Source organism: Allobosea sp. NPDC055594 (genome assembly GCF_053618995.1).
Window position 1 is genome coordinate 157,625 of record NZ_JBSHIO010000010.1, and the last position, 19,609, is coordinate 177,233.

The 19,609-nt window shown below is 67.4% G+C and carries 19 protein-coding genes; 12 read left to right on the forward strand and 7 right to left on the reverse strand.

The window, feature by feature from the left end; all coding sequences use genetic code 11:
- Positions 1-276: 276 nt before the first annotated feature.
- A complete protein-coding gene (locus ACWGRX_RS19935; RefSeq protein ID WP_452118947.1) occupies positions 277-1,416 on the forward strand; it encodes a dipeptidase in 1,140 nt (379 codons plus the stop codon).
- 134 nt (positions 1,417-1,550) lie between these two features.
- The gene (locus ACWGRX_RS19940) at positions 1,551-2,354 is read left to right on the forward strand and encodes an RNA methyltransferase (RefSeq protein ID WP_291638772.1); all 804 of its coding nucleotides are present in this window, start codon (positions 1,551-1,553) and stop codon (positions 2,352-2,354) included.
- Between the two features lie 119 nt (positions 2,355-2,473).
- Here ACWGRX_RS19940 and ACWGRX_RS19945 read toward each other — a convergent pair whose 3' ends face one another.
- Positions 2,474-2,950 (reverse strand): cupin domain-containing protein, encoded by a 477-nt coding sequence (locus ACWGRX_RS19945; RefSeq protein ID WP_452118948.1) that lies wholly within the window; start codon positions 2,948-2,950, stop codon positions 2,474-2,476.
- Between the two features lie 90 nt (positions 2,951-3,040).
- On the opposite strand from ACWGRX_RS19945, the gene ACWGRX_RS19950 reads away from it, so the two are divergent.
- Both ACWGRX_RS19950 and ACWGRX_RS19955 read left to right on the forward strand, forming a co-directional pair.
- The gene (locus tag ACWGRX_RS19950; RefSeq protein WP_452118949.1) at positions 3,041-3,475 is read left to right on the forward strand and encodes a MarR family winged helix-turn-helix transcriptional regulator; all 435 of its coding nucleotides are present in this window, start codon (positions 3,041-3,043) and stop codon (positions 3,473-3,475) included.
- 173 nt (positions 3,476-3,648) lie between these two features.
- Complete coding sequence (locus tag ACWGRX_RS19955) at positions 3,649-4,212, forward strand: NADPH-dependent FMN reductase (protein WP_452118950.1); 564 nt, start codon at positions 3,649-3,651, stop codon at positions 4,210-4,212.
- Positions 4,213-4,385: 173 nt separating this feature from the next.
- Here ACWGRX_RS19955 and ACWGRX_RS19960 read toward each other — a convergent pair whose 3' ends face one another.
- Positions 4,386-6,641, reverse strand: a complete 2,256-nt coding sequence (locus ACWGRX_RS19960) for a TonB-dependent hemoglobin/transferrin/lactoferrin family receptor (RefSeq protein WP_452118951.1) — start codon at positions 6,639-6,641, stop codon at positions 4,386-4,388.
- A 437-nt stretch (positions 6,642-7,078) separates the two neighbouring features.
- Here ACWGRX_RS19960 and ACWGRX_RS19965 point away from each other — a divergent pair, with 437 nt between their 5' ends.
- On the forward strand, positions 7,079-8,392 hold the full coding sequence (locus ACWGRX_RS19965) for a flavin monoamine oxidase family protein (protein ID WP_452118952.1): 1,314 nt from the start codon (positions 7,079-7,081) through the stop codon (positions 8,390-8,392).
- Positions 8,393-8,437: 45 nt separating this feature from the next.
- Here the strand turns inward: ACWGRX_RS19965 and ACWGRX_RS19970 are convergent, their stop codons facing one another.
- Entirely contained in the window at positions 8,438-9,364 is a 927-nt protein-coding gene (locus ACWGRX_RS19970) for a bifunctional helix-turn-helix transcriptional regulator/GNAT family N-acetyltransferase (RefSeq protein ID WP_452118953.1), read from the reverse strand.
- A 141-nt stretch (positions 9,365-9,505) separates the two neighbouring features.
- On the opposite strand from ACWGRX_RS19970, the gene murI reads away from it, so the two are divergent.
- From murI to ACWGRX_RS19985, 3 genes are all read left to right on the forward strand, one after another.
- The gene (gene murI, locus ACWGRX_RS19975; RefSeq protein ID WP_452118954.1) at positions 9,506-10,363 is read left to right on the forward strand and encodes a glutamate racemase; all 858 of its coding nucleotides are present in this window, start codon (positions 9,506-9,508) and stop codon (positions 10,361-10,363) included.
- Positions 10,364-10,595: 232 nt separating this feature from the next.
- The gene (rpsD, locus tag ACWGRX_RS19980) at positions 10,596-11,213 is read left to right on the forward strand and encodes a 30S ribosomal protein S4 (protein WP_291638778.1); all 618 of its coding nucleotides are present in this window, start codon (positions 10,596-10,598) and stop codon (positions 11,211-11,213) included.
- Between the two features lie 353 nt (positions 11,214-11,566).
- The gene (locus ACWGRX_RS19985; protein ID WP_452118955.1) at positions 11,567-12,256 is read left to right on the forward strand and encodes a hypothetical protein; all 690 of its coding nucleotides are present in this window, start codon (positions 11,567-11,569) and stop codon (positions 12,254-12,256) included.
- A gap of 386 nt (positions 12,257-12,642) precedes the next feature.
- On the opposite strand, the gene ACWGRX_RS19990 is transcribed toward ACWGRX_RS19985, so the two are convergent.
- From ACWGRX_RS19990 to ACWGRX_RS20000, 3 genes are all read right to left on the reverse strand, one after another.
- On the reverse strand, positions 12,643-13,077 hold the full coding sequence (locus ACWGRX_RS19990; protein ID WP_452118956.1) for a hypothetical protein: 435 nt from the start codon (positions 13,075-13,077) through the stop codon (positions 12,643-12,645).
- 131 nt (positions 13,078-13,208) lie between these two features.
- Complete coding sequence (locus tag ACWGRX_RS19995; protein WP_291647497.1) at positions 13,209-13,925, reverse strand: MgtC/SapB family protein; 717 nt, start codon at positions 13,923-13,925, stop codon at positions 13,209-13,211.
- Positions 13,926-14,046: 121 nt separating this feature from the next.
- A complete protein-coding gene (locus tag ACWGRX_RS20000; RefSeq protein ID WP_452118957.1) occupies positions 14,047-14,715 on the reverse strand; it encodes a Spy/CpxP family protein refolding chaperone in 669 nt (222 codons plus the stop codon).
- A gap of 388 nt (positions 14,716-15,103) precedes the next feature.
- On the opposite strand from ACWGRX_RS20000, the gene ACWGRX_RS20005 reads away from it, so the two are divergent.
- Both ACWGRX_RS20005 and ACWGRX_RS20010 read left to right on the forward strand, forming a co-directional pair.
- Positions 15,104-15,424: a hypothetical protein gene (locus ACWGRX_RS20005; RefSeq protein WP_291638784.1), complete on the forward strand. Its 321-nt coding sequence runs from the start codon at positions 15,104-15,106 to the stop codon at positions 15,422-15,424.
- Positions 15,421-16,881: a methyl-accepting chemotaxis protein gene (locus ACWGRX_RS20010; protein WP_452118958.1), complete on the forward strand. Its 1,461-nt coding sequence runs from the start codon at positions 15,421-15,423 to the stop codon at positions 16,879-16,881. Before ACWGRX_RS20005 ends, ACWGRX_RS20010 begins: the two co-directional genes overlap by 4 nt.
- A 55-nt stretch (positions 16,882-16,936) precedes the next feature.
- Here ACWGRX_RS20010 and ACWGRX_RS20015 read toward each other — a convergent pair whose 3' ends face one another.
- Entirely contained in the window at positions 16,937-17,194 is a 258-nt protein-coding gene (locus ACWGRX_RS20015) for a YjhX family toxin (RefSeq protein WP_452118959.1), read from the reverse strand.
- A gap of 282 nt (positions 17,195-17,476) precedes the next feature.
- On the opposite strand from ACWGRX_RS20015, the gene ACWGRX_RS20020 reads away from it, so the two are divergent.
- Positions 17,477-18,265, forward strand: a complete 789-nt coding sequence (locus ACWGRX_RS20020; RefSeq protein ID WP_452118960.1) for an ATP12 family chaperone protein — start codon at positions 17,477-17,479, stop codon at positions 18,263-18,265.
- Positions 18,266-18,560: 295 nt separating this feature from the next.
- A partial coding sequence (locus tag ACWGRX_RS20025) for an acyl-CoA carboxylase subunit beta (RefSeq protein ID WP_452118961.1) occupies positions 18,561-19,609 on the forward strand: 1,049 nt, incomplete at its 3' end.

Sequence of the window (19,609 nt, forward strand, 5' to 3'; positions counted from 1 at the left end):
AATCCACCCGCGCCACATTTCTGTCAAAAGCAATCTGCGCCTCTTTGCATATGCAATTGCCGGACGAAATTGCCGCCCCGCAAGCCTCTTTCGCAAGATAATTGCGCACCCTTCACGGAAAAATACGACCATGGTTGGGGCATACGAAACGCTCGAAACCGCATAGCGCGCGAAAACCTCCCGAAACCGATGGCGGCCAGACGGTTTTCGCACTCGCGCAGCAGGTCGGCTCCTGCCACCATCGGCCCTCGCGATTCCTGCCTTCGAAGGTAAGCCATGGCCCTCGCCTCGCCTCCCATCACCGACGCCGCGCAGGCGCGGGCGCTCACGCTCCTGGAGCATGTCGCCCTGATCGACGGGCATAACGACATGCCCTATGTCCTGCGGCTTGACGCCGCGGCCAAGGGCGATGTCGCCGCCTATGATCTCAGCCGGGTCCACCCCGAAACCGATACCGACATTCCCCGGATGCGCGCCGGCCGGCTCGCCGGCCAGTTCTTCGCGGCCTATGTCCCGCCAAACCAGAAGAACCCGGCCGGCTTCGCCCTGGCCCAGATCGCGCTGATGCGCGCGGTCACCGTCCGCCATGCCGACGTCTTCCGGCCTGGTCTCGCCGCCGACGACGTCGCCGCCGCCAAGGCCGAGGGCAGGATCGCCCTGTTCATGACGATCGAGAACGGCTCGGCGCTCGACGGCGAGCTCGACGCGCTCGACGCCTATCACGGGCTCGGCGTGCGCCTGATGACGCTCTGCCACAACGGCACGCATGACTGGTGCGATTCCGCCACCGACGCGCCGCGCCATAACGGGCTTTCGGCCTTCGGCAAGGCGGTGATCGGCCGGATGAACCGGCTCGGCATGGTCGTCGACCTCGCCCATGTCGCGCCGAAGGCGATGCATGACGTGCTCGACGTCACCACCGCGCCAGTGGTCTGGTCGCACTCCAACGCCTTCTCGCTCTGCGACCACCCGCGCAACGTTCCCGATGACGTGCTCGACCGCGTCGCCGGCAATGGCGGCGTGGTGATGGCGACCTTCGTGCCCGATTTCATCAGCCAGGCCTCGCGCGACTGGCACCGGCCGGCCAAGGACCAGTACGGCAAGACGCCGGACGGGCTGGACTACAAGGCGGCGGAGGCCGAGATCGTCAGGAAGTCCGGTCCGCGCCCCAAGGCGACGCTCGCCGAGTATTGCGACCATCTCGACTATCTCGCGCAGCGCATCGGCCATGACCATGTCGGCATCGGCTCGGACTTCTTCGGCGGCGCCGTGCCCGAAGGGCTTGAGGATGTCTCGACCTTCCCGAACGTGATCGCCGAGCTGTTGCGCCGCGGCTGGTCGGAGGCGAACCTCGCCAAGCTCGCCTCCGGCAACACGCTGCGGGTGATGCGGGCCGTGGAGCAGGCCGCCGGCTGAGTCGCCTGTTATCGACCGCGCGCGCAGAAAGCAGGGGAAACGCCGGTGATTTCCGGCGCCCCGATGGCCCCCGCCCGGTTGACGGCGCACGGGCCGCGAGCGCAAAGCTGCGCCCGCTTCAGGAAACCCCGCGCATGACCGGCTCCGGTACCGACCGCACCCGCCCCCCCGTCACAGGGCAGGCTCCCATCGTCATCCTGGTCGAGCCCCAGCTCGCCGAGAATATCGGCATGTGTGCCCGCGCCATGGCGAATTTCGGCCTCTCCGAGATGCGGCTCGTCGCGCCGCGCGACGGCTGGCCGACCGGCGGCGGGCTGAAAAAGGGCGCGACCTCGGCCGCCTCGGGCGCGACCCATATCCTCGACAATGCCAGGCTCTATCCTGACACCGCCTCGGCCATCGCCGATCTCAACCATGTGCTGGCGACGACGGCGCGCGAGCGCGGCCAGATGAAGCGGGTCTTCACCCCGGCCGAGGCAATGCCCGGCCTTGGCGAGCGGATCGGCGGCGGCGAGCGCGTCGGCATCCTGTTCGGGCGCGAGCGCATCGGCCTGACCAATGAGGAGATCAGCTTCGCCGACGCGATCCTGACCTTCCCGGTCAACCCGGCCTTCGCCTCGCTCAATCTCGCCCAGGCAGTGCTGCTCTGCGGCTATGAATGGCTCAAGACATCGGGCGGCGAGCCGAGCTTCCGCGAGAACAACCCCTCCCCGCCGGCGACGCGGGCGACGGTGCTCTCGATGTTCGACTATGTCGAGGCCGAGCTCGACCAGTGCGGCTTCTTTCCGCCGGGCAAGAAGGCGATCATGAGCGCCAATCTGCGCGACATTCTGCACCGCCTCGCAATGACCGAGCAGGAGGCCCGCACGCTGCGCGGCGTCTTCAAGTCTCTCACTGAGGGCCCGCGCCGGCGACGGCCGGAAGAGCCGGCGGCGTAAAGGCTCCCGGCAATGGCGGCTCGTCCGGACAAGGCATAAGGCTGCGGCTGGCCATTGCTATGGAGGCCCAGCCGGGCACTGGAGACCTGAAGCCGAGCCCTAATCGCCAGTGCGGCAGACTATGTCGGAGGTACTGCCGGCGTCAGACCATGGCGGCGCATGATCTCCGCCAGCCTGGCTCGGTCCGGTAGGCCACCCGCCGCCGCGTCGAGCACCCCGAAAACTTCGCGGAAATACGCAGGGCCGATGGCGGCCGGCGTAATGACGCAGAGCATTTTCGCATCCTCGCCACCATTATTGTCGAAGCGATGAACGGCGCCTCGCGGAATGCACAGCGCCTGCCCCGGCCCGACATCGATCTGTTTTCCGTCGACGGTCCAGGTCAACACCCCGTCGATGCCGTAGATGGTCTCCTCATAATGGTCGTGGCTGTGCGCCGGCGCTGGCAATCGCTGCGCAGCCGGGACCATGAGCTCGAAGGCCGCGATGCTGCCTTTCGAGTCGTCCCCGGTTAGCAGGAAGCGAACCGTGAGCCCCTTGGTGGCGATGATTTCGTCGGAAGGATTGACGCGACTGTCGATGGCACGCTGTGGCATTGTGCAAGCTCCATCCGTAAACTAGATTTACCCCTTGATTGGTAAACTTCATTTACCGGAAGTCAACATCCTGTCGCCGAAGGCCTACCGATGAAGACCGAGGACATGTTGATCGGCGCCCTGCTGCGCGTTCCGGCCCAGGCGATCCAGCGCCGGCTGATCAAGGAACTCAATGCCGGCGGCTTTGATGAACTGCGACTGCCGCATATGGCAGTGCTGCAGTTTCCCGGCCCCGACGGAGTTCGCCCAGGCACGCTCGCCGAGCGCGCAGGCATGAGCAAGCAGGCGATGAACCAGTTGCTCCGGAGCCTTGAGGCCTTCGGCTACATCGCCCGGTCCGATATGCCGGGCGAGAGCGGTGCTCGCGTGATCCGCTTGACCGAACGCGGACACGCCGCGTTCTCGAAAATGATCGAAGTCCTACGCGACATCGAGCGCGAGTGGAGCGCCGAACTCGGCTCCGATCGTTTCGGGCAGCTCAAGACCCTGCTGCTTCACGTCTGGGACAGCTCGCTGGCCCGCTAGCCGCCTCATTTCGGGGAGGCTGGACGCCGGGCTTGCGCGATGCGTGAAAGCGCAATCAAAATCGCTCCCGGAGTTCGCCCGCACCGTTCCTGCCGCAGGCCGGCCGACCACCATCCGCTGCGACGGGCTGCCGACCCGGCCCCTTCACGCAAACCATCCCCCAGGAGAACCGCATGACGCTTCGGCTGCACACCATCATCGCCAGCACCCGCCCCGGCCGCGTCGGCCCGGCGGTCGCCAACTGGTTTCACGGGGTCGCGCAGGCTGATCCCGGCTTCGATGCCCATCTCGTCGACCTCGCCGACTTCGCGCTGCCGGTCTATGACGAGCCGAAGCACCCCGTCATGCGCGACTATCTCCACGAGCACACCAGGCGCTGGAGCGCCAGCGTCGAGGCTGCGGACGCCTATGTCTTCGTCACGCCGGAATACAATTTCGGCCCGACGCCTGCCCTCGTGAACGCGCTGAACTATGTCTATGGCGAGTGGACCTACAAGCCCTGCGCCTTCGTCAGCTATGGCGGCGTTTCCGGCGGACTGCGCGCCGTCCAGCTGACCAAGCAGATCGTCACCACCCTGAAGATGATGCCGATCATGGAAGCCGTCACGGTTCCGATGGTCGGCCAGTCGATCAAGGACGGGGTCTTCGCCGCCAACGACCTGCACCGCAAGAGCGCCGCCGACCTGCTCACCGAGCTCGGCAAATGGGCTGGCGCACTGAAGCCGCTGCGCGACTAGATCACCGCGCGTCCGTTCGGACGCGGTCACGGTGATCTATCTCAGTGTTATCGCATCGGAGTTTTCCGAAAAGTAGAGTCCACTTTTCGGTCCGATGGATAGGACAGGTTCGCAAACGCCGAGAGGCCGGCGTCAAGGACGCCGGCCTCTTTCTGTTCAAGGCGCGCCGGCGTTCAGAACTGGTACTTCAGCGTCGCCTTCACGGTACGGCCGGGCTCGCTGTAATAGTCGCGCGCCTGGGCGAGCACGCCAGTCGGAACATTGACCGCGTCCCAGTACTTGCGGTCGAAGATGTTGTAGACGCCGACCTGCAATTCGAGATCGGCGATCTGCGGCATCGGCCGCCACCAGGCCGAGGCGTTGAAGATCGCGTAGCCCGGCGCCTGGAAGCCCTGCGAGGTACCGGTCGTGGCCGCGACATCCTTGCGCGCCCCGGCCAACTTGGCCGACACCTCCGCCCCCCAGTTATCGGTGCCATAGGCGACCGCGACGATGCCCTGCACCGGCGGGATCGAGTTGAGATGCGTATTGTTGTCCTTGTTCTTGCCCTGGACATAGGAGAACGAACCGCGCACCAGCCAGTTCGGCGCGAAGGCATATTGCATATTGGCCTCGAAGCCGGAGATCTGGGCCCGCGCGACGTTCTGATAGGCGGTGATGCCGCCCTGCGGGTAGAGCCCGCCGGGTGCGGCGATCTGCGTCTGCTCGATGAAATTGCGATAATCGGTGTGGAAATAGGTCAGCGTACCGCCGAGGGCCTTGTCGCCGAAGCGGACGCCGACATCGATGCCGTTGCTGGTCTCCGGCCGCAGGTCGGGATTACCGGTGCGAAGATAGGTGCCGACGGCGCCGAAGGTCGCGTAAAGCTCGCTGGCGGTCGGAGCGCGGAAGCCCTTCGACCACTGCGCGAACAGCGTCACATCCTTCACATAGGGCGCATTCTTGAGGATGTCGTATTCGAGGCGGATGCGCGGCGACCAGGCGTCATCGCTCGAACTGGCCGGCATTCTGCCGCTATAGGCTGCGCTGCCGATATAGCTCGCCGTCGCCTTCGGAGCCTCCTCATACCAGTCGAAGCGGACACCGGGCGTCAGGCGCAGCGTGTCGTTGAGGAAGCCGAACTGGTGATGCGCATAGAAGGCAACCAGCTTGCCCTCGACGCGAGGCGTGTCGGACTGGTTGCTGTGCAGGTTGTTGCAGGCGGCGAAGGCGCCCGTATAGGGCCTGCGGCAGCTGTCCAGGCCGGCCGAATACTGATCGAGCGTCGATGACCTCAGCTCCGTGCCGAGCAGGAGCCGATGCGACACCGGGCCGGTGATGAAGCTCTTGATCAGGTGCCCATTGAAGCCGAAGGCCTTTTCCTCGACCTCATTGTTGCGGGCATAGGGCCCGATCACGCTGGTGAAGCGGTAGGCATTGAGGATCGAGTTCCGCGTCACGCCCTGCCAGTAGAGATTGGCATGGGCCTCGTCGATGAGGCCGCCCGGCAGCTTGTAGTCATAGGTCAGCGAGACGCGCTTGCGCTCGACATCCTCCTGGGTCGCGTGTCGACCCGGGCGATAATTGCCGGTGAGCGAGACGGCACTGGTGCGCGTCTGGATCTCGTCGGAGCGCTTGAAGATCTCGCCGGTCAGCCCGAAGCGATGTACCTCATTCACATACTGATGCAGCTTGGCGAGGAAGCTGTACTGGTTGAAGTCGACCGGGTTCGGCTCCGTGCGGCTCGCGCCGATGGTCGGGTTGTTCCCGCGGTTTTCCGTTTCGTGCCCGCGGCGCAGCCCGCCCTGGATCATCAGCCAGGTATCCTTGAACCGGCCAGCGACGGCGCCGCTGCCGAACCAGGCCTTGTCGGTCGTGTCAAAGCCCGTCTTGGCGAGCCCCCCGAAGGTCTTGCCGGGCCGGATGAGGTCCTCAGGATCGAGCGTGCGCACCGCGAGCGCGCCGCCGAGCGCGCCCGAGCCGAGCGTGCTGGCACCGCTTCCGCCGCGCAACAGATCAAGCGTCGACAGCGAATCGAAGTCGAAGGCCGTACCGATGCTGCGGTCGATGCGGTTGTCCTGGATGAAGGGCTGACGGATGCCATCGACCGTCGTCAGCACGCGGGCGCCGTCGAGGCCGCGAATGTTCACCGAACCATTGTTGCGGTTGAAGGTGATGCCGGCCTCCAGCCGCTGCGACAACTCCTGGATGCTCTGGACCTGCGCCCGGTCGAGCTCCGCACGTGTCGTCGTCGTCGTCGTCGGGCCAGCGACCAACGGGGCCGCCGTCACCGCCTCGCCCTGCACGACGATAGCGTCGAGCGTCACGGCCTGCTCGCCTACGCTGCGTTCCGCCTGCCGCTGTTGCTGCGCTGCCGCCGGCGCCGCCATCGCCAGCACCAAAGCCCCAAGCGCCACGCCATGTCGCAGCCCACCGGAGTAATCGCCCATAGCCCCAATCCCGTCCTAGCCGAAGACTTCAAAAGCGAAGTCATTTGATAGTTTGCAATCGTTTTAAACTAAGGACCCTGCCTTAATTTCAGCACCAGCGAATAGGAAAATCAATTTTGACTGTCAAATGATTCTCTTTACTGAGAAGAACTACGTATTTATTATAATTCTAATCTGCACTCAGCTCGATATCCCTGTTTCCGGCAGGCAGGCGGAGCCGCCCACCGCGGAGCCAGTGCCCGGACAGCCCCCCGGGGAGGGTCGCCTTGCGCGCATCTCGCGCCGGCACCGGACCTGCGTTCGGGCCCGCGCCTTGAGCCTGGTGCGCCGCCTCCCCATCTCGTGAACGCACCGGCACCGGGCATCGCGCTTTGCGCCTTGCAGCCTCGGCTTCGGGTGGCATGATGCAGTGCAAGATGCGGAGGGAAGCTCACGCCATGCTCGACCGCCGGAAACTGCTGCTGGGCTCTGCGGCCATGGCCGCGGCCTCGGCCGGTTCCGGTCGGGCACAGGCTCGTGACCATGACGTCGTGGTCATCGGCGCCGGCGCGGCCGGCATCGCCGCCGCACGGCAATTGCAGGCGGCGGGGCGCGCCGTGATCGTGCTCGAGGGCCGCGATCGCCTGGGCGGGCGCACCTTCACCGATTCCTCGCTCGGCCCCTCCTATGACGCCGGCGCGATGTTCATCCACTGGGCCGAGCGCAACCCCTGGACCACCATCGCCCAGGAACTCGGCATCGCAACGCCGAATGAAAGCTGGGGCGGCGGCTTCCAGCTCTTCCAGAACGGCCAGCCGATGTCGCAGGGCGATCGCCAGCGCCGCCGCGGCGCCTTCGGCCAGATCGACCGCCGGCTCGAAACCGCGGACCTCAAGACGCGCGACCTGTCGATCGCCGAACTGCTGGGCAATCTCGGTCCCGACCTCGCGCCGATCGCCTCCTCCGGCCTGCTGCTCTCGATCGGCGAGGAAGCATCCCGGATCTCGGCCCGCGACTATCAGCGCCTCTGGGCCGGCGAGGACTATGTCGTGCCAAGCGGCTACGGCAATCTGGTGGCGCGCTATGGCGCCGGGCTCGACATCCGCCTGAACCAGACCGTCACCGCGATCCGCTGGGACGGTCCCGGCGTCGCGATCACCACGGCTTCAGGCACGCTCAACGCCCGCGCCTGCATCGTCACCGTGCCGGTCGGCGTGCTCAAGGCCGGCGCGATCCGCTTCACCCCGGCACTGCCAGCCCGCACGCAGGGCGCGCTTTCCGGCATCGGCATGGGCGCTCTGACCAAGATCGCGCTCAAGGTCGGCGGCAACCGCTTCGGCATCGCGCCCGGCACCAGCTATTTCGAGGCCGGCGCCAATGGCCGGCTGATGAACTTCGACCTGTTCCCCGGCGATCAGGACCTGGTTGTCGGCTTCTGCGGCGGCGACTATGCCCGCGAGCTCTCGCATTCCGGGCCTGAAGCCGCCCGCGCCCATGTCGTAGACCTGCTCGCCAACATGATCGGGCCGGAGTTCCGCAAGGCTGCCGGGCCGGTCTCCTTCCCGGCCTGGTGGACCGATCCTTTCGCGCGCGGCTCCTATTCGGTCTGCCTGCCCGGCCATGCCGGCGCCCGCGACATCCTGGCCGAGCCAATCGCCGGGCGCCTCTGGCTCGCCGGCGAGGCGACCGCGGGGGGCGGCGCCATGACGGCCGGCGGCGCGACGCTGGCCGGGCGCATGGCGGCCGCGGCGGTCGCGCGCCTCAAGGCCTGAGCGCGGCCTTTCCTACCTGCCAAGCGTGCGGCGGGTCCCTGCCCCCTACAGTGCGAGCTCCCAGTTCTGGCCGACCAGATTCTGCCCGAAGGAATGATGCTTCTCCTCGGCCACCAACCGAAAACCCTCGGCGACGTAGATCGCCCGCGCAGCATGCAGGATGTCGTTGGTCCACAGCACCATCCGGCGATAGCCGGCGGCGCGGGCGAAGCCGACCGCCTCGCGCACCAGCTTCTTGCCGAGGCCGAGGCCCTGCGCGCGCTTCTCGACCAGCACCAGCCGCAGCTTCGCGACCTCCTCGCTTTCGCGCACCACGAAGGCCGAGCCGACCGGCGCGCCGTCCAGCTCGGCGATGAAGCAGCGCTCCCGTCCAGGCTGGAATTCGCGCAGGAATTTCGCGGCGATCTCGGCGACCAGCGCCTCGAAGCTGATGTCCCAGCCATAATCCTGCGCATAGAGCCGGCCATGGGCCGAGATCACCCAGCCGATATCGCCGGGCCGGTGCTCGCGGATCGTCACCATGCGCCGCGCCGCGCTGTCCCCGGAGAGCAGCCTCTGCGCCAGGTCGAGTGCGCCCACGAGCGCAGTCTGCCCGGCCGGATCGAGCCGAGACAGGATCGCACTCGCCTGATCGCATGAAGCCTGGTCCAGCGGCCGGAACGCGGCCTGCCCGGCCTCCGTCAGCTGCAATTTCAGCGCCCGTGCGTCGCCTTCCGCCCTTTCACGCGCGAGCCAGCCCAGCGTCACGAAACGCTTCAGCAGCCGCGAGAGATAGGCTGGATCGAGACCGAGCTCGCGGGCCAGCTCGCCGGCGCGCCAGCCGTCGCGCTGCGCCAGCTCGTAGAGCACCCGCGCCTCCGTCAGGCCGAAGCCAGAGCCATGGAGATCGCCGCCCAATGCCCCGACCCAGCGGGTGTGAAAACGATTGAAGCGGCGGATCGCATCGATGGCATGAGGAGCGATGGCTGGCATGATGGCCTCCTGCTTCCGAGAAATGAGCTTTAATGGACAAAGTCAACTAAATTATCCCCAGCGCGCTCTCGCCACATTCATCCTCCCTTAACGGACCAGGGCCCCAATCGGGCTTTGCGGACTCCGGTCGGTAACCACCTCATGCAAGTCGATCTCCTCGCCGGAAACTGCCATCGCAGCGCGGTGATGCCGCAACGCCGCCCGACCATCCTCCTGTTCGATTCCGGTCTCGGCGGCCTGACCGTGCTGAGCGAAGTCGTCGCCAGCCGCCCCGATGCCGACATCGTCTACGCCGCCGACGACGCCGCCTTTCCCTATGGAAGGCTGAGCGAGGCGGCGCTGATCGCCCGCGTGCTCGCGGTGATGGAGCGGCTGGTCGCGCGCTTCCATCCCGACCTCGTCGTCATCGCCTGCAACACGGCCTCTACGCTGGTGCTCCCGGCGCTGCGGGCCCGTTTCCCCATCCCCTTCGTCGGCACCGTTCCGGCGGTGAAGCCCGCCGCCGCGCGCAGCCGCAGCGGCCTCGTCTCGGTTCTGGCGACGCCGGGAACCGTGGCGCGCGACTACACACGCGGGCTGATCGAGCATTATGCCGGCGGCTGCGAGGTGACGCTGGTCGGCGCGACCCGGCTTGCCGGCCTCGCCGAGGCGGCCCTGAAGGGCGAGACGATCGGCGACAGCGACGTGCTGGCCGAGATCGCCCCCTGCTTCGTCGCGCGCGACGGCAGGCGCACCGATGTGGTGGCGCTCGCCTGCACGCATTACCCGCTGCTGCTGGCACGCTATCGCCGCCTCGCACCCTGGCCGGTGGAGTGGATCGACCCCGCCCCCGCCGTCGCGCGGCGCGTCACGCAACTGCTCGGCCCGGCCGGCGACTGGCGCGACGCCGGCGAGGCCTGCGCCGTCTTCACCGCCGGCACCCGGCTGAGCGGGCCGGCCCGGATCGCGCTGGCCGGCTTCGGCCTGGCGCGGGTCGAGATCGAGGCGATGCCGGCCTGAGCTGGAGCGCGCAGGCGCCCATGCCTGGCCACGGCCATGCCGATATCGCGCCGGCGCATTGACTTCCGCCGGCAATTCCCGCATAGGCACCGGCGTCGCGCGGCTCCTCACGGGGCCGCGTGGCTTTTTCCGCACCCGTGATCCGCTCCCTTCGGAAGCCGGATCTGTCGCCCCGGAAACGGGGAGAAGGAGGGCGCGGTCCTCAAAATCGCGAACCAAGAGGACACGCGACATGTCGAAGCGCCATGAGGCGAAGTACAAGATTGACCGCCGCCTCGGTCAGAACATCTGGGGCCGCCCGAAGTCCCCGGTCAACCGCCGCGAATACGGCCCCGGCCAGCACGGCCAGCGCCGCAAGGGCAAGCCTTCCGACTTCGGCACGCAGCTGCGCGCCAAGCAGAAGCTGAAGGGCTATTACGGCTCGATCTCCGAGAAGCAGTTCCGCCGCTACTACGCCGAGGCGACCCGCCTGAAGGGCGATTCGGGCGAGAACCTGATCGGCCTGCTCGAGCGCCGTCTCGACGCGGTGATCTACCGCGCCAAGTTCGTCCCGACCGTCTTCGCCGCTCGCCAGTTCATCAATCACGGCCACATCACCGTGAACGGCAAGCGCGTCAACATCGCGTCCTACCAGGTCAAGCCGGGCGACGTGATCGCGGTCAAGGAGAGCTCGCGCCAGCTCGCCATCGTCATCGAGTCGGCCGCCCTCGCCGAGCGCGACGTGCCTGACTACATCGACGCCGACCACAACAAGTTCTCCGCCTCCTTCACCCGCACCCCGACCCTGTCGGACGTGCCCTATGCGGTGCAGATGGAGCCGAACCTGGTCATCGAGTTCTACTCGCGCTGATCCGATCTCTCAGCCGGAGGCCGCAAGCCTCTGGCAAGAATCGAAAACCGGAATCAGGAAAGGGCGGTTCTTCGGAGCCGCCCTTTTCGTTTGCGGGCACGGTCGTCGCCCGGGCGGTCCGGGCGCGATGATCTTGCGGCACTCTCGCACACGCTTTTCGGAGCTTTCTTGGCCGGGCTGTTGAGCCTTTGCTCCGGCCCGCCTAGGCTTCCTGCGTGACTGCTATTCCTCCCGCCTGGGCTCATCTCGAGCCAGCCTCCCTCAAGGCGCTCCTGGAGCCGCCCGGCAGGGTCCCGCGAGCGCTCCGCCTCACGCCCGACGACGTCCCCGCCGAGGCAGCTCTTCTTGCCCCCATGGTCCAGGCCGCACGCCTTTTGCTAGGACTTGCCGTAGAGAAGGGCGGCCTCGTCCTGACGCCCGCCGGAGCCCTGAAGCGCGTCGATGTCCGGCATGTCTTCGACCAAACGGAATGGCCGGGATACGACAAGGCCGACATCCTCGCGACGAGCAAGGTCATCAACGAGCACGACGCCTACGGGGTCCTCTTCACCCGGATCGCCTTGCAGGCTGCGGGCCTGCTGCGGAAGCGTTCTGGGATCCTGAGGGCGAGCAGGGCCGGCAAGGCCATGCTCGCCCCTGAAGCGGCTCCTGCCTTGCTCGCAGCGCTGTTCGAGGCGGTCTTCTGGAAGATGAACCTTCAGGACTTCGACCGGAACCCGATCGAGTTCTGGCCGCAGCACCATATGGGCGTGATTCTCTGGAGCCTGTCGGTGAGCGCGCATGAATGGTCGAGCGCCGGGACACTGACGGAGTCCTGCACGGTGATGGAGACCTTGCTCGAGGTTCCGGCGCAGGACCTTCCGGAGTTCGCCATGGTGTCGCGGGTCCTGCGCCCTCTGACATGGCTGGGGCTTCTGGAAAGCCGGAAGCAGGCACCACGCCCCGGCTGGGGATTCGACGAGGATTTCAGGACAGTGCCGCTGTTCCGGCAGCTGGTGAGGTTCAGGGTGGAGATGCAGGGCGCGCAAGCCGCGCGTCATTGATCGCCCCCGCTGCCGCTCGCGCCACCTCTCAGCCGCAGATCGCAAGCTTCTGGATAGACTCAAGAAGGGCGACGTCTTGAGGCTGCGCCTGCGCCAGGCCGGGAGAAAGCGCCCCGACGAGCACCTGCGCAACCGCTCCCAAACACATGATATCCGCGACGCCGCCGACCGGCGGCAAGGTGGGGCCGGCCTCTGGCAAGTCAATCGCCGCAGGTGCAAGGCCTCAGCCCGTTCATGCAAGGGAGCCGGGCGGTCTTCAGATCGCCGCGTCCGTTTGGACGCGGTAAGGGTGATCTATCTCAGTGTTATCGCATCGGAGTTTTCCGAGAAGTGGAGGTCACTTTTCGGTCCGATGCGATAGCCGCCCGGCGCCCTCGCCAGCCTGCTCAGCGCGGGCACCAGTCCCAGAAGCCGTGCGTGCGAGCCCGGTTGGTATAGTACCAGCAATAGCCGGCTCGCGGCGGCGGACCCGCCCAAGAGGTGGCTGCGGCGCCGGCGATGAAGCCGATCGCCGCACCGGCCGCGATCGCGCCGCCACGGTTCCAGCGCCGGTGCGGATGCACCACGACGACATTGTGCCGCGGATGATGCCGGACACCATGGCGCGGCCGATGATGGGGATGCGGACGAGCGACCGGCCGGTGATGCGGGCGCGTATGAGGACGGTGTTGCGGCCGGTTCACATGCCCACGATTGGCGCTCTGGCGCGAGGTGCCGGACACCTGGGCCTGCGCGGTCGCGACCAGCGGCAGCGGCGCGACGAAACCGGCCAGCAGCGCCCCCAGAAGCACGAGGGACTTCAATCTCAGATAGCGATGCACCGCGCTCTCCTCTTCTTCCGGGACCCAGCCGACGGGAGCCGGCGGGATGGCTGCCCGTGATTCGCGAGCGGCCGGGCCAGCCTAACAGGTTCTATCCGATGCGAGCCCCGACGCCAGCCGGACACCGCCGGTCAGTCCGCGGTGCTGCTTTCCCAGGTCGCGTGCTTCACGCCGGGAATGCGCCCGAGCCGATCGACGACCTGGTCCAGCTCCCGCCGGTCGACGGCGGTGCTGATCAGGACGGCGGTGATCTCCACCATGTCGTCGCCCCGCTCGACCGTCCGGACATCGCTCGCCGGATACTTCGCGTTGTCGAGATGCTCGACCAGGGCATCGCGCACCGTCGGCAGTGCCGCACCGCTCGAGGTCAACACCACCTCATAGGTCGCCTCGAGGGCCTTCTCGTCCAGCGGAATCCGGTTGATCGCATTGACGAGCGGGCGCAGCAGCGTGTTGCCGGCGAGCACCAGGACGGTGACCAGCACCGCCTCGGCGACCATGTCGGCGCCCGCGCAGGCGCCGACAGCCGAGGCGCACCAGAGCGTCGCGGCGGTGTTGAGGCCGCGGACGTTCAGGCCCTCCTTCATGATCACGCCGGCACCGAGAAAACCGATGCCGGTGATCACGTTGGCGATGACCCGGATCGCGTCCGAGGTGCCGCCCATCGCCATGGCGAGATCGACAAAGGCGGCCGAGCCGACCGCGACCAGCACCGTCGTGCGCAGGCCCGCCGTACGCTGGCGATACTGCCGCTCGGCGCCGATCAGCACCCCGAGCACGAAGGCGACGCCGAGACTGACGACGGAATCGAGGAAGGAATAGAGTTCGAACGTCTGGATGAAGCGCACCGGCCTGCCCCCGCCAAGCTCGCCGGCTATAGCCTGTCGCATAATACGCAACAATGACAACGGCCGGGCTCGCGCCCGGCCGTCTTGTCATTCATCCCCGGCGCTTGCCGGAGCCGGATCCTCAGAACCGGTCGCTATCGTAGTCGCGATCGCGATACCAGCTGCGGTCGTGATCATGGTCGCGATCACGCCAGCGCCGCGACCTGCGATCATCGTCGCGTCGATCGTCGTCATGGTCACGCATGCGACGGTGCATCTCCATCATCCGGCCGCGGCCCTCGGCCCTCATTTCGCGCATGGCGCGGCGGGCCACGGTCTTTTGCTCGTCCGACAGCGTCGTCCAGAGCGGGCGCACCGCATCCGCCATCTCCTTCGAGCGGGTGGCACGCTCCATCTGCCGCGTCGCCATCATGTCGAGCCGCTCCATGATGTCGGCATGGCGAAGGTTCTCGTGCTGGTCACGCATCTGGGACATGCGCTCGCGACGCTGCTCGGCATTGCGCTTGATCAGCGCCTCGATCTTCTCGAAGGCGGCGATCTGCTCGGGCTTCAGCTTCAGATCGGTGCGAAGCTTGGCGAGACGCTCGTTCAGCTGCGCCGTCATCCGTTCGGCGCGCCGCTCGCGCATCTCCTCGCGGCGGTCGCTGCGATCGGCCTTCTCGCCGCCGCTGCCGCCATGCTGCGCGCTCTGCCCTGCTTGCGCCAGGGGGATCGGCTGCGGCTGGGCGACGGCCAGGGTCGCGGCGAGAGCCGCTGCGCCGGATGCGGCGATGAGGGCTAGGCGTTTCATGAAAAGCTCTCCGTTTTCGTTGACTGACGACGGTTCGCTGTCTCGGGTCTCGAAGCCGGCAGACGATGGCCGCAGCCTGGCCGAGCGCCCCTCACGCCGTGATGGCGCGATGATGAAGAGATTGTAATGTCCGAAGGACGCACCGGCGAGCCCGAAGTTCCCGCCTCCCCCGCCCGGCGGCGAAAATTCTTGCCGGCGGCCCATGCCTGCCGGTGGCCTATGCCCGCCGGTGGCTGTTCGCGGCCCGGGCGATGCGCGAGGGGCCGGCGTGACGGCAAGGATTGCTCAACCATTACAGTCTAGAGTCCGGCGTAGCCTTGCGGCGACGAAACGCGCTTCTCGGTCAACGGCGTCTGCCGACGCCGGCTCACCGGTCTGGGGGAGCACGATGCGCGAGTTGCTCTTCGGCCTCACTGTCGGTCCGCTGATGGCCCTGGCACTCCTGCTCCTGGCCGGCCAGCCGGTCGAAGGACGGCCGGTGGTGGCCCTGTTCCCGCCCGGCTCCGGCGAATCCCGGATGATCGCCGCCATCGCCGCTTCCGGCGGCGCGATCCTGGCGCTCAGTTCCAGCCGGCCGGTCGCCGTCAGCACAGCCGAGACCGCGGATTATGCCGGCAAGCTCTACGCCGCCGGCGCCTGGCTCGTGCTCGACGCCAGCCTGGCGAAACTCTGCATGGATGTCGGCGCGGTCTCAGGGAGCAGGCCATGAATCTGGTTGAACAGTTTCGCCGGCGCTTCGGCCTTCTGCTCACCACCCTGCTCTGGCTCCAATTCGTTCTGGTGGCGGCCTGCGTCCAGGGCTTCGAACTGCCGGGCGCGAGTCTCACGCTCGCCGCCCTCGCCCTCGCGGCGGTTCCGACCATTCTCTGGCAGCTGCGCGGGCCGGATTGGCTGACCCGCCAGGCCAGCTCCCTCGCGCTGGTCGGCCAGGTCATGCTGCTGGTCTATGTCACGGCGGGTCATCCCTATCAGCCCGACATCCATATGAGCTTCTTCGCCGCGCTCGCCATCACCGCGGGCTGGCTCGACTGGCGCATCTTCGTCACCACCGCGGTCGCGATCGCGGCGCATCATGCCGGCCTGAACCTGGTCTATCCGGAAGGTGTCTTTCCCGGCGGCAGCGACGGCCGCCGCGTGCTGCTCCATGCCGTCATCGTGGTCGTACAGAACAGCGCTCTGAGCTGGGTCGTGATCACCCTGCGGGCCGCCTTCATCAACGCCGAAGCGCAAAGCGAGCGTGCAAATGCCGCGCGCCTCGTCGCCGAGCAGGCCGAGCGCGATCTCGCCAGGACCACGCTGCAGGCGGCGCTGGAACGGCAGGCGCTGGTGCTGGAAATCGCCGACGATCTCGAAGTGGAGGTGGCCGGCATAGCAGGCGAGGTCTTCGCCTCGGTCGCGCCCCTGCGCAGGGCCGCCTCGCAGATGTCCGAAGGCGCGCGCCGGGTCCAGGAAGGCGCGCTGGCCGCAGCCACCTCCTCCGATCAGGCCGCCACGGCCGTCACCGCCGCCACCATCGCCACGAACGGGCTCGCCAGCGCGATCGGCGAGCTGCGCGAGCAGGTCGGCGCCACGAGCCGGGTCGTCGAATTCACCACCAGCAGCGCCCACAACGTGCTGAGCACGGTCCAGCACCTCTCGCGGAAGGCGGAGGATATCGGCCAGATCGTCCAGCTGATCTCGACCATTGCCGAGCGCACCAACCTCCTGGCCCTCAACGCCTCGATCGAGGCGGCCCGCTTCGGCGTCCAGGGGCAGGGCTTCGCCGTCGTGGCCCAGGAGGTCAAGGCGCTTGCCAGCCAGACCTCGCAGGCGACGGCCGACATCCAGAAGCGGATCGCCGCCATCCACGAATCCGGCTCCGAAGCCGTGCAGGCGATCGAGGTGATGGGCGGCTCGATCAATTCGCTGAACGACGTCTCGGCCTCGGTCGCCGCCGCCATCGCCCAGCAGGACCAGGCCACCGCCGGCATCGCCGAGAATATCGGCAGCACGGCGCAGGATGCCGAGATGGCCTCGGACACCATCCACCGCGTCATCGGCGTCGCCAATGAAGCCGGGTCGGCGGCCGGTTGCGTCTCCGACGCCGCCGAGAAGCTCGCAGAGCAGGCGGCGCAGCTCGACAGCCAGGTCCGCACCTTCCTCCAGCGCATCCGCCAGGCCGCCTGAAACGCTGACGAGCACGGCCGGCGTGGCGGGAGGGCCTGCGCCCTCCCGCCTGTCGTCACCTGTTGTCGGCCTGGCTGCGGACGGCGAGCCGTCCGAGCCGGGAGATGCGGTAGGGCGCGCCCTGCCGCGACTCGATCAGCCGCTTGCGCTTGAGGCCGGCAAAGATGGCGAGCGTGCAATCACTCAGAAGATGACCTTCATGGGTGAAGCATTCGACATGATGGATACGGCGGTTCTCGCCGCGAAGATGGCGGATCTGCCCGCCACGGGCCAGCACGTGCAGCACGCGCTGCTCGTCCCGCGAAACGTTCATGATGGAAAAGCCTGTGCATGGAACCATGACAAGCGCCGCGGCGAAAGCCGACCCTGTGGTCTGGATCTCTCACCCGGCGCTGGATCAGGTCTCGCCTCAGCGAAACCTCACCGGGTTCCCGCACTCTCCAACATGATGCCCTCTCGCGCGCCTCGCGGACGCGAATGGCGTCCGGGGAGAAGGCGTTTAGTCCCCTGCCCGGCAAGGGTCAACGCCCGGAGACAGCGCGCACCGGCACGAAGCCGTTTCGCGCGGGGCCGCGGATGCGCTATGGACGCAGCCATGTCGACCGATGATTTCCTCGCGCGCTTCGGCTCCCCCGGCCAGCGCCAGCCCGACCCTGTCGCCGCCGCCCAGCAGGCGATGCGCAACCCGCTGCCCAAGCGCTTCTACGAGAAGGCCGAAGCGCTGGAGCGCGACGGCCTCTTCCAAGTCGCGCTCGACGGCCGCACCGCCCGCACCCCGGCCCGCAAGCCGCTGGCGGTCGCCTCCCACGCCGTCGCGCAGGCGCTGGCCGCCGAATGGCAGGCGCAGGAGGGGGAGATCGACCCCGCCCGGATGCCGATGACCCGGCTGGTCAACTCGGCGCTCGACGGCGTCGCCGACCAGCACGAGGCGGTCCGCGCCGAGATCGTCCGCTACGCCGGCAGCGACGCGCTCTGCTACCGCGCCGGCGAGCCGCGCGAACTGGTAGAGCGCCAGGACCAGGTCTGGAACCCGCTGATCGCCGCTTTGGAGGCCCGGATCGGCGGCCGCTTCGTCATGGCGCAGGGCGTCGTCTTCGCCGAGCAGCCGCAGACCGTGCTCGACGCGGTGGAAAAACGCGTCGCGGCGATCCCCGCCCCGATCGCCCTCGCCGGCGCCCATAATGTCATGACCCTGACGGGGTCGACCATCCTGACGCTCGCCCTCGCCGAGGGGCTGATCGACGCCGAGGCGGCCTGGGCCGCCGCCCATCTCGACGAGGACTATCAGATCGGGATCTGGGGCCAGGACGAGGAAGCGGCCGAACGCCGGGTGCTCAGGCGCAAGGAATACGACGCGGCCGTGCTGCTGCTGATGCAGGGCTAGCGCATCTCCGCGTTTCCCTGAAACACCGGAATGCGCCATCTCTTTGATTTATCGCGATTTCTTCACGCGAACCGCGGCCGCTTCGCTCGAAAGCGCTCCGGAGGTGATGCAGCTGGCCGCGTGACGCGTAGCCTTTTCGACCAATCTGCACCGTCATCCGGCCGCAGCGAAGCGCGCCTTCGCAATGACGTTTCGACGCGACCGGAGAATGTCTGCGCCGCCGGCATCCGATAGACAGCCCGTCCCGCGCCGCTTAAGCCGGTGGGAGATCGTCAGTCGGCTGCGGAGCTTCGCCATGAAGGACATTCTCGAACAGCTCGAATCGCGTCGCGCGGGTGCTCGGCTCGGCGGTGGCGAGCGGCGGATTGCGGCGCAGCATGGGCGCGGCAAGCTGACGGCGCGCGAGCGGATCGAGCTTCTGCTCGACAAGGACTCCTTCGAGGAGTTCGACATGTTCGTGCAGCACCGGGCGGTCGATTTCGGCATGGACAAGGCCGAGAAGATCCCCGGCGACGGCGTCGTCACCGGCTGGGGCACGGTCAATGGCCGCACCGTCTTCGTCTTCTCCAAGGATTTCACCGTCTTCGGCGGCTCGCTCTCCGAGACCCACGCCCAGAAGATCATCAAGATCCAGGACATGGCGCTGAAGATGCGCGCGCCCATCGTCGGCATCTTCGATGCCGGCGGCGCCCGCATCCAGGAGGGCGTCGCGGCGCTCGGCGGCTATGGCGAGGTCTTCAAGCGGAACGTCCAGGCGTCCGGCGTCATCCCGCAGATCTCGGTGATCATGGGCCCCTGCGCCGGCGGCGACGTCTATTCGCCGGCGATGACCGACTTCATCTTCATGGTCCGCGACAGCTCCTACATGTTCGTCACCGGGCCGGAGGTGGTGAAGACCGTCACCAACGAGACGGTGACCGCCGAGGAGCTCGGCGGCGCCCGGGTCCATACCTCGAAATCGTCCGTGGCCGACGGCTCCTTCGAGAACGATGTCGAGGCGCTGCTGCAGGTGCGCCGGCTGATCGACTTCCTGCCGGCCAACAACACGGCCGGCGTGCCGGAATGGCCGTCCTTCGACGTGCCGGACCGGGTCGACACCAGCCTCGACACACTGGTGCCGGATAATCCGAACAAGCCCTACGACATCAAGGAGCTGATCCTGAAGACGCTCGACGAGGGCGATTTCTTCGAGATCCAGGAGGCCTACGCGAAGAACATCGTCACCGGCTTCGGGCGGATCGAGGGCCGTACGGTCGGGGTCGTCGCCAACCAGCCGATGGTGCTGGCCGGCGTGCTCGACTCCGATGCCTCGCGCAAGGCGGCGCGCTTCGTGCGCTATTGCGA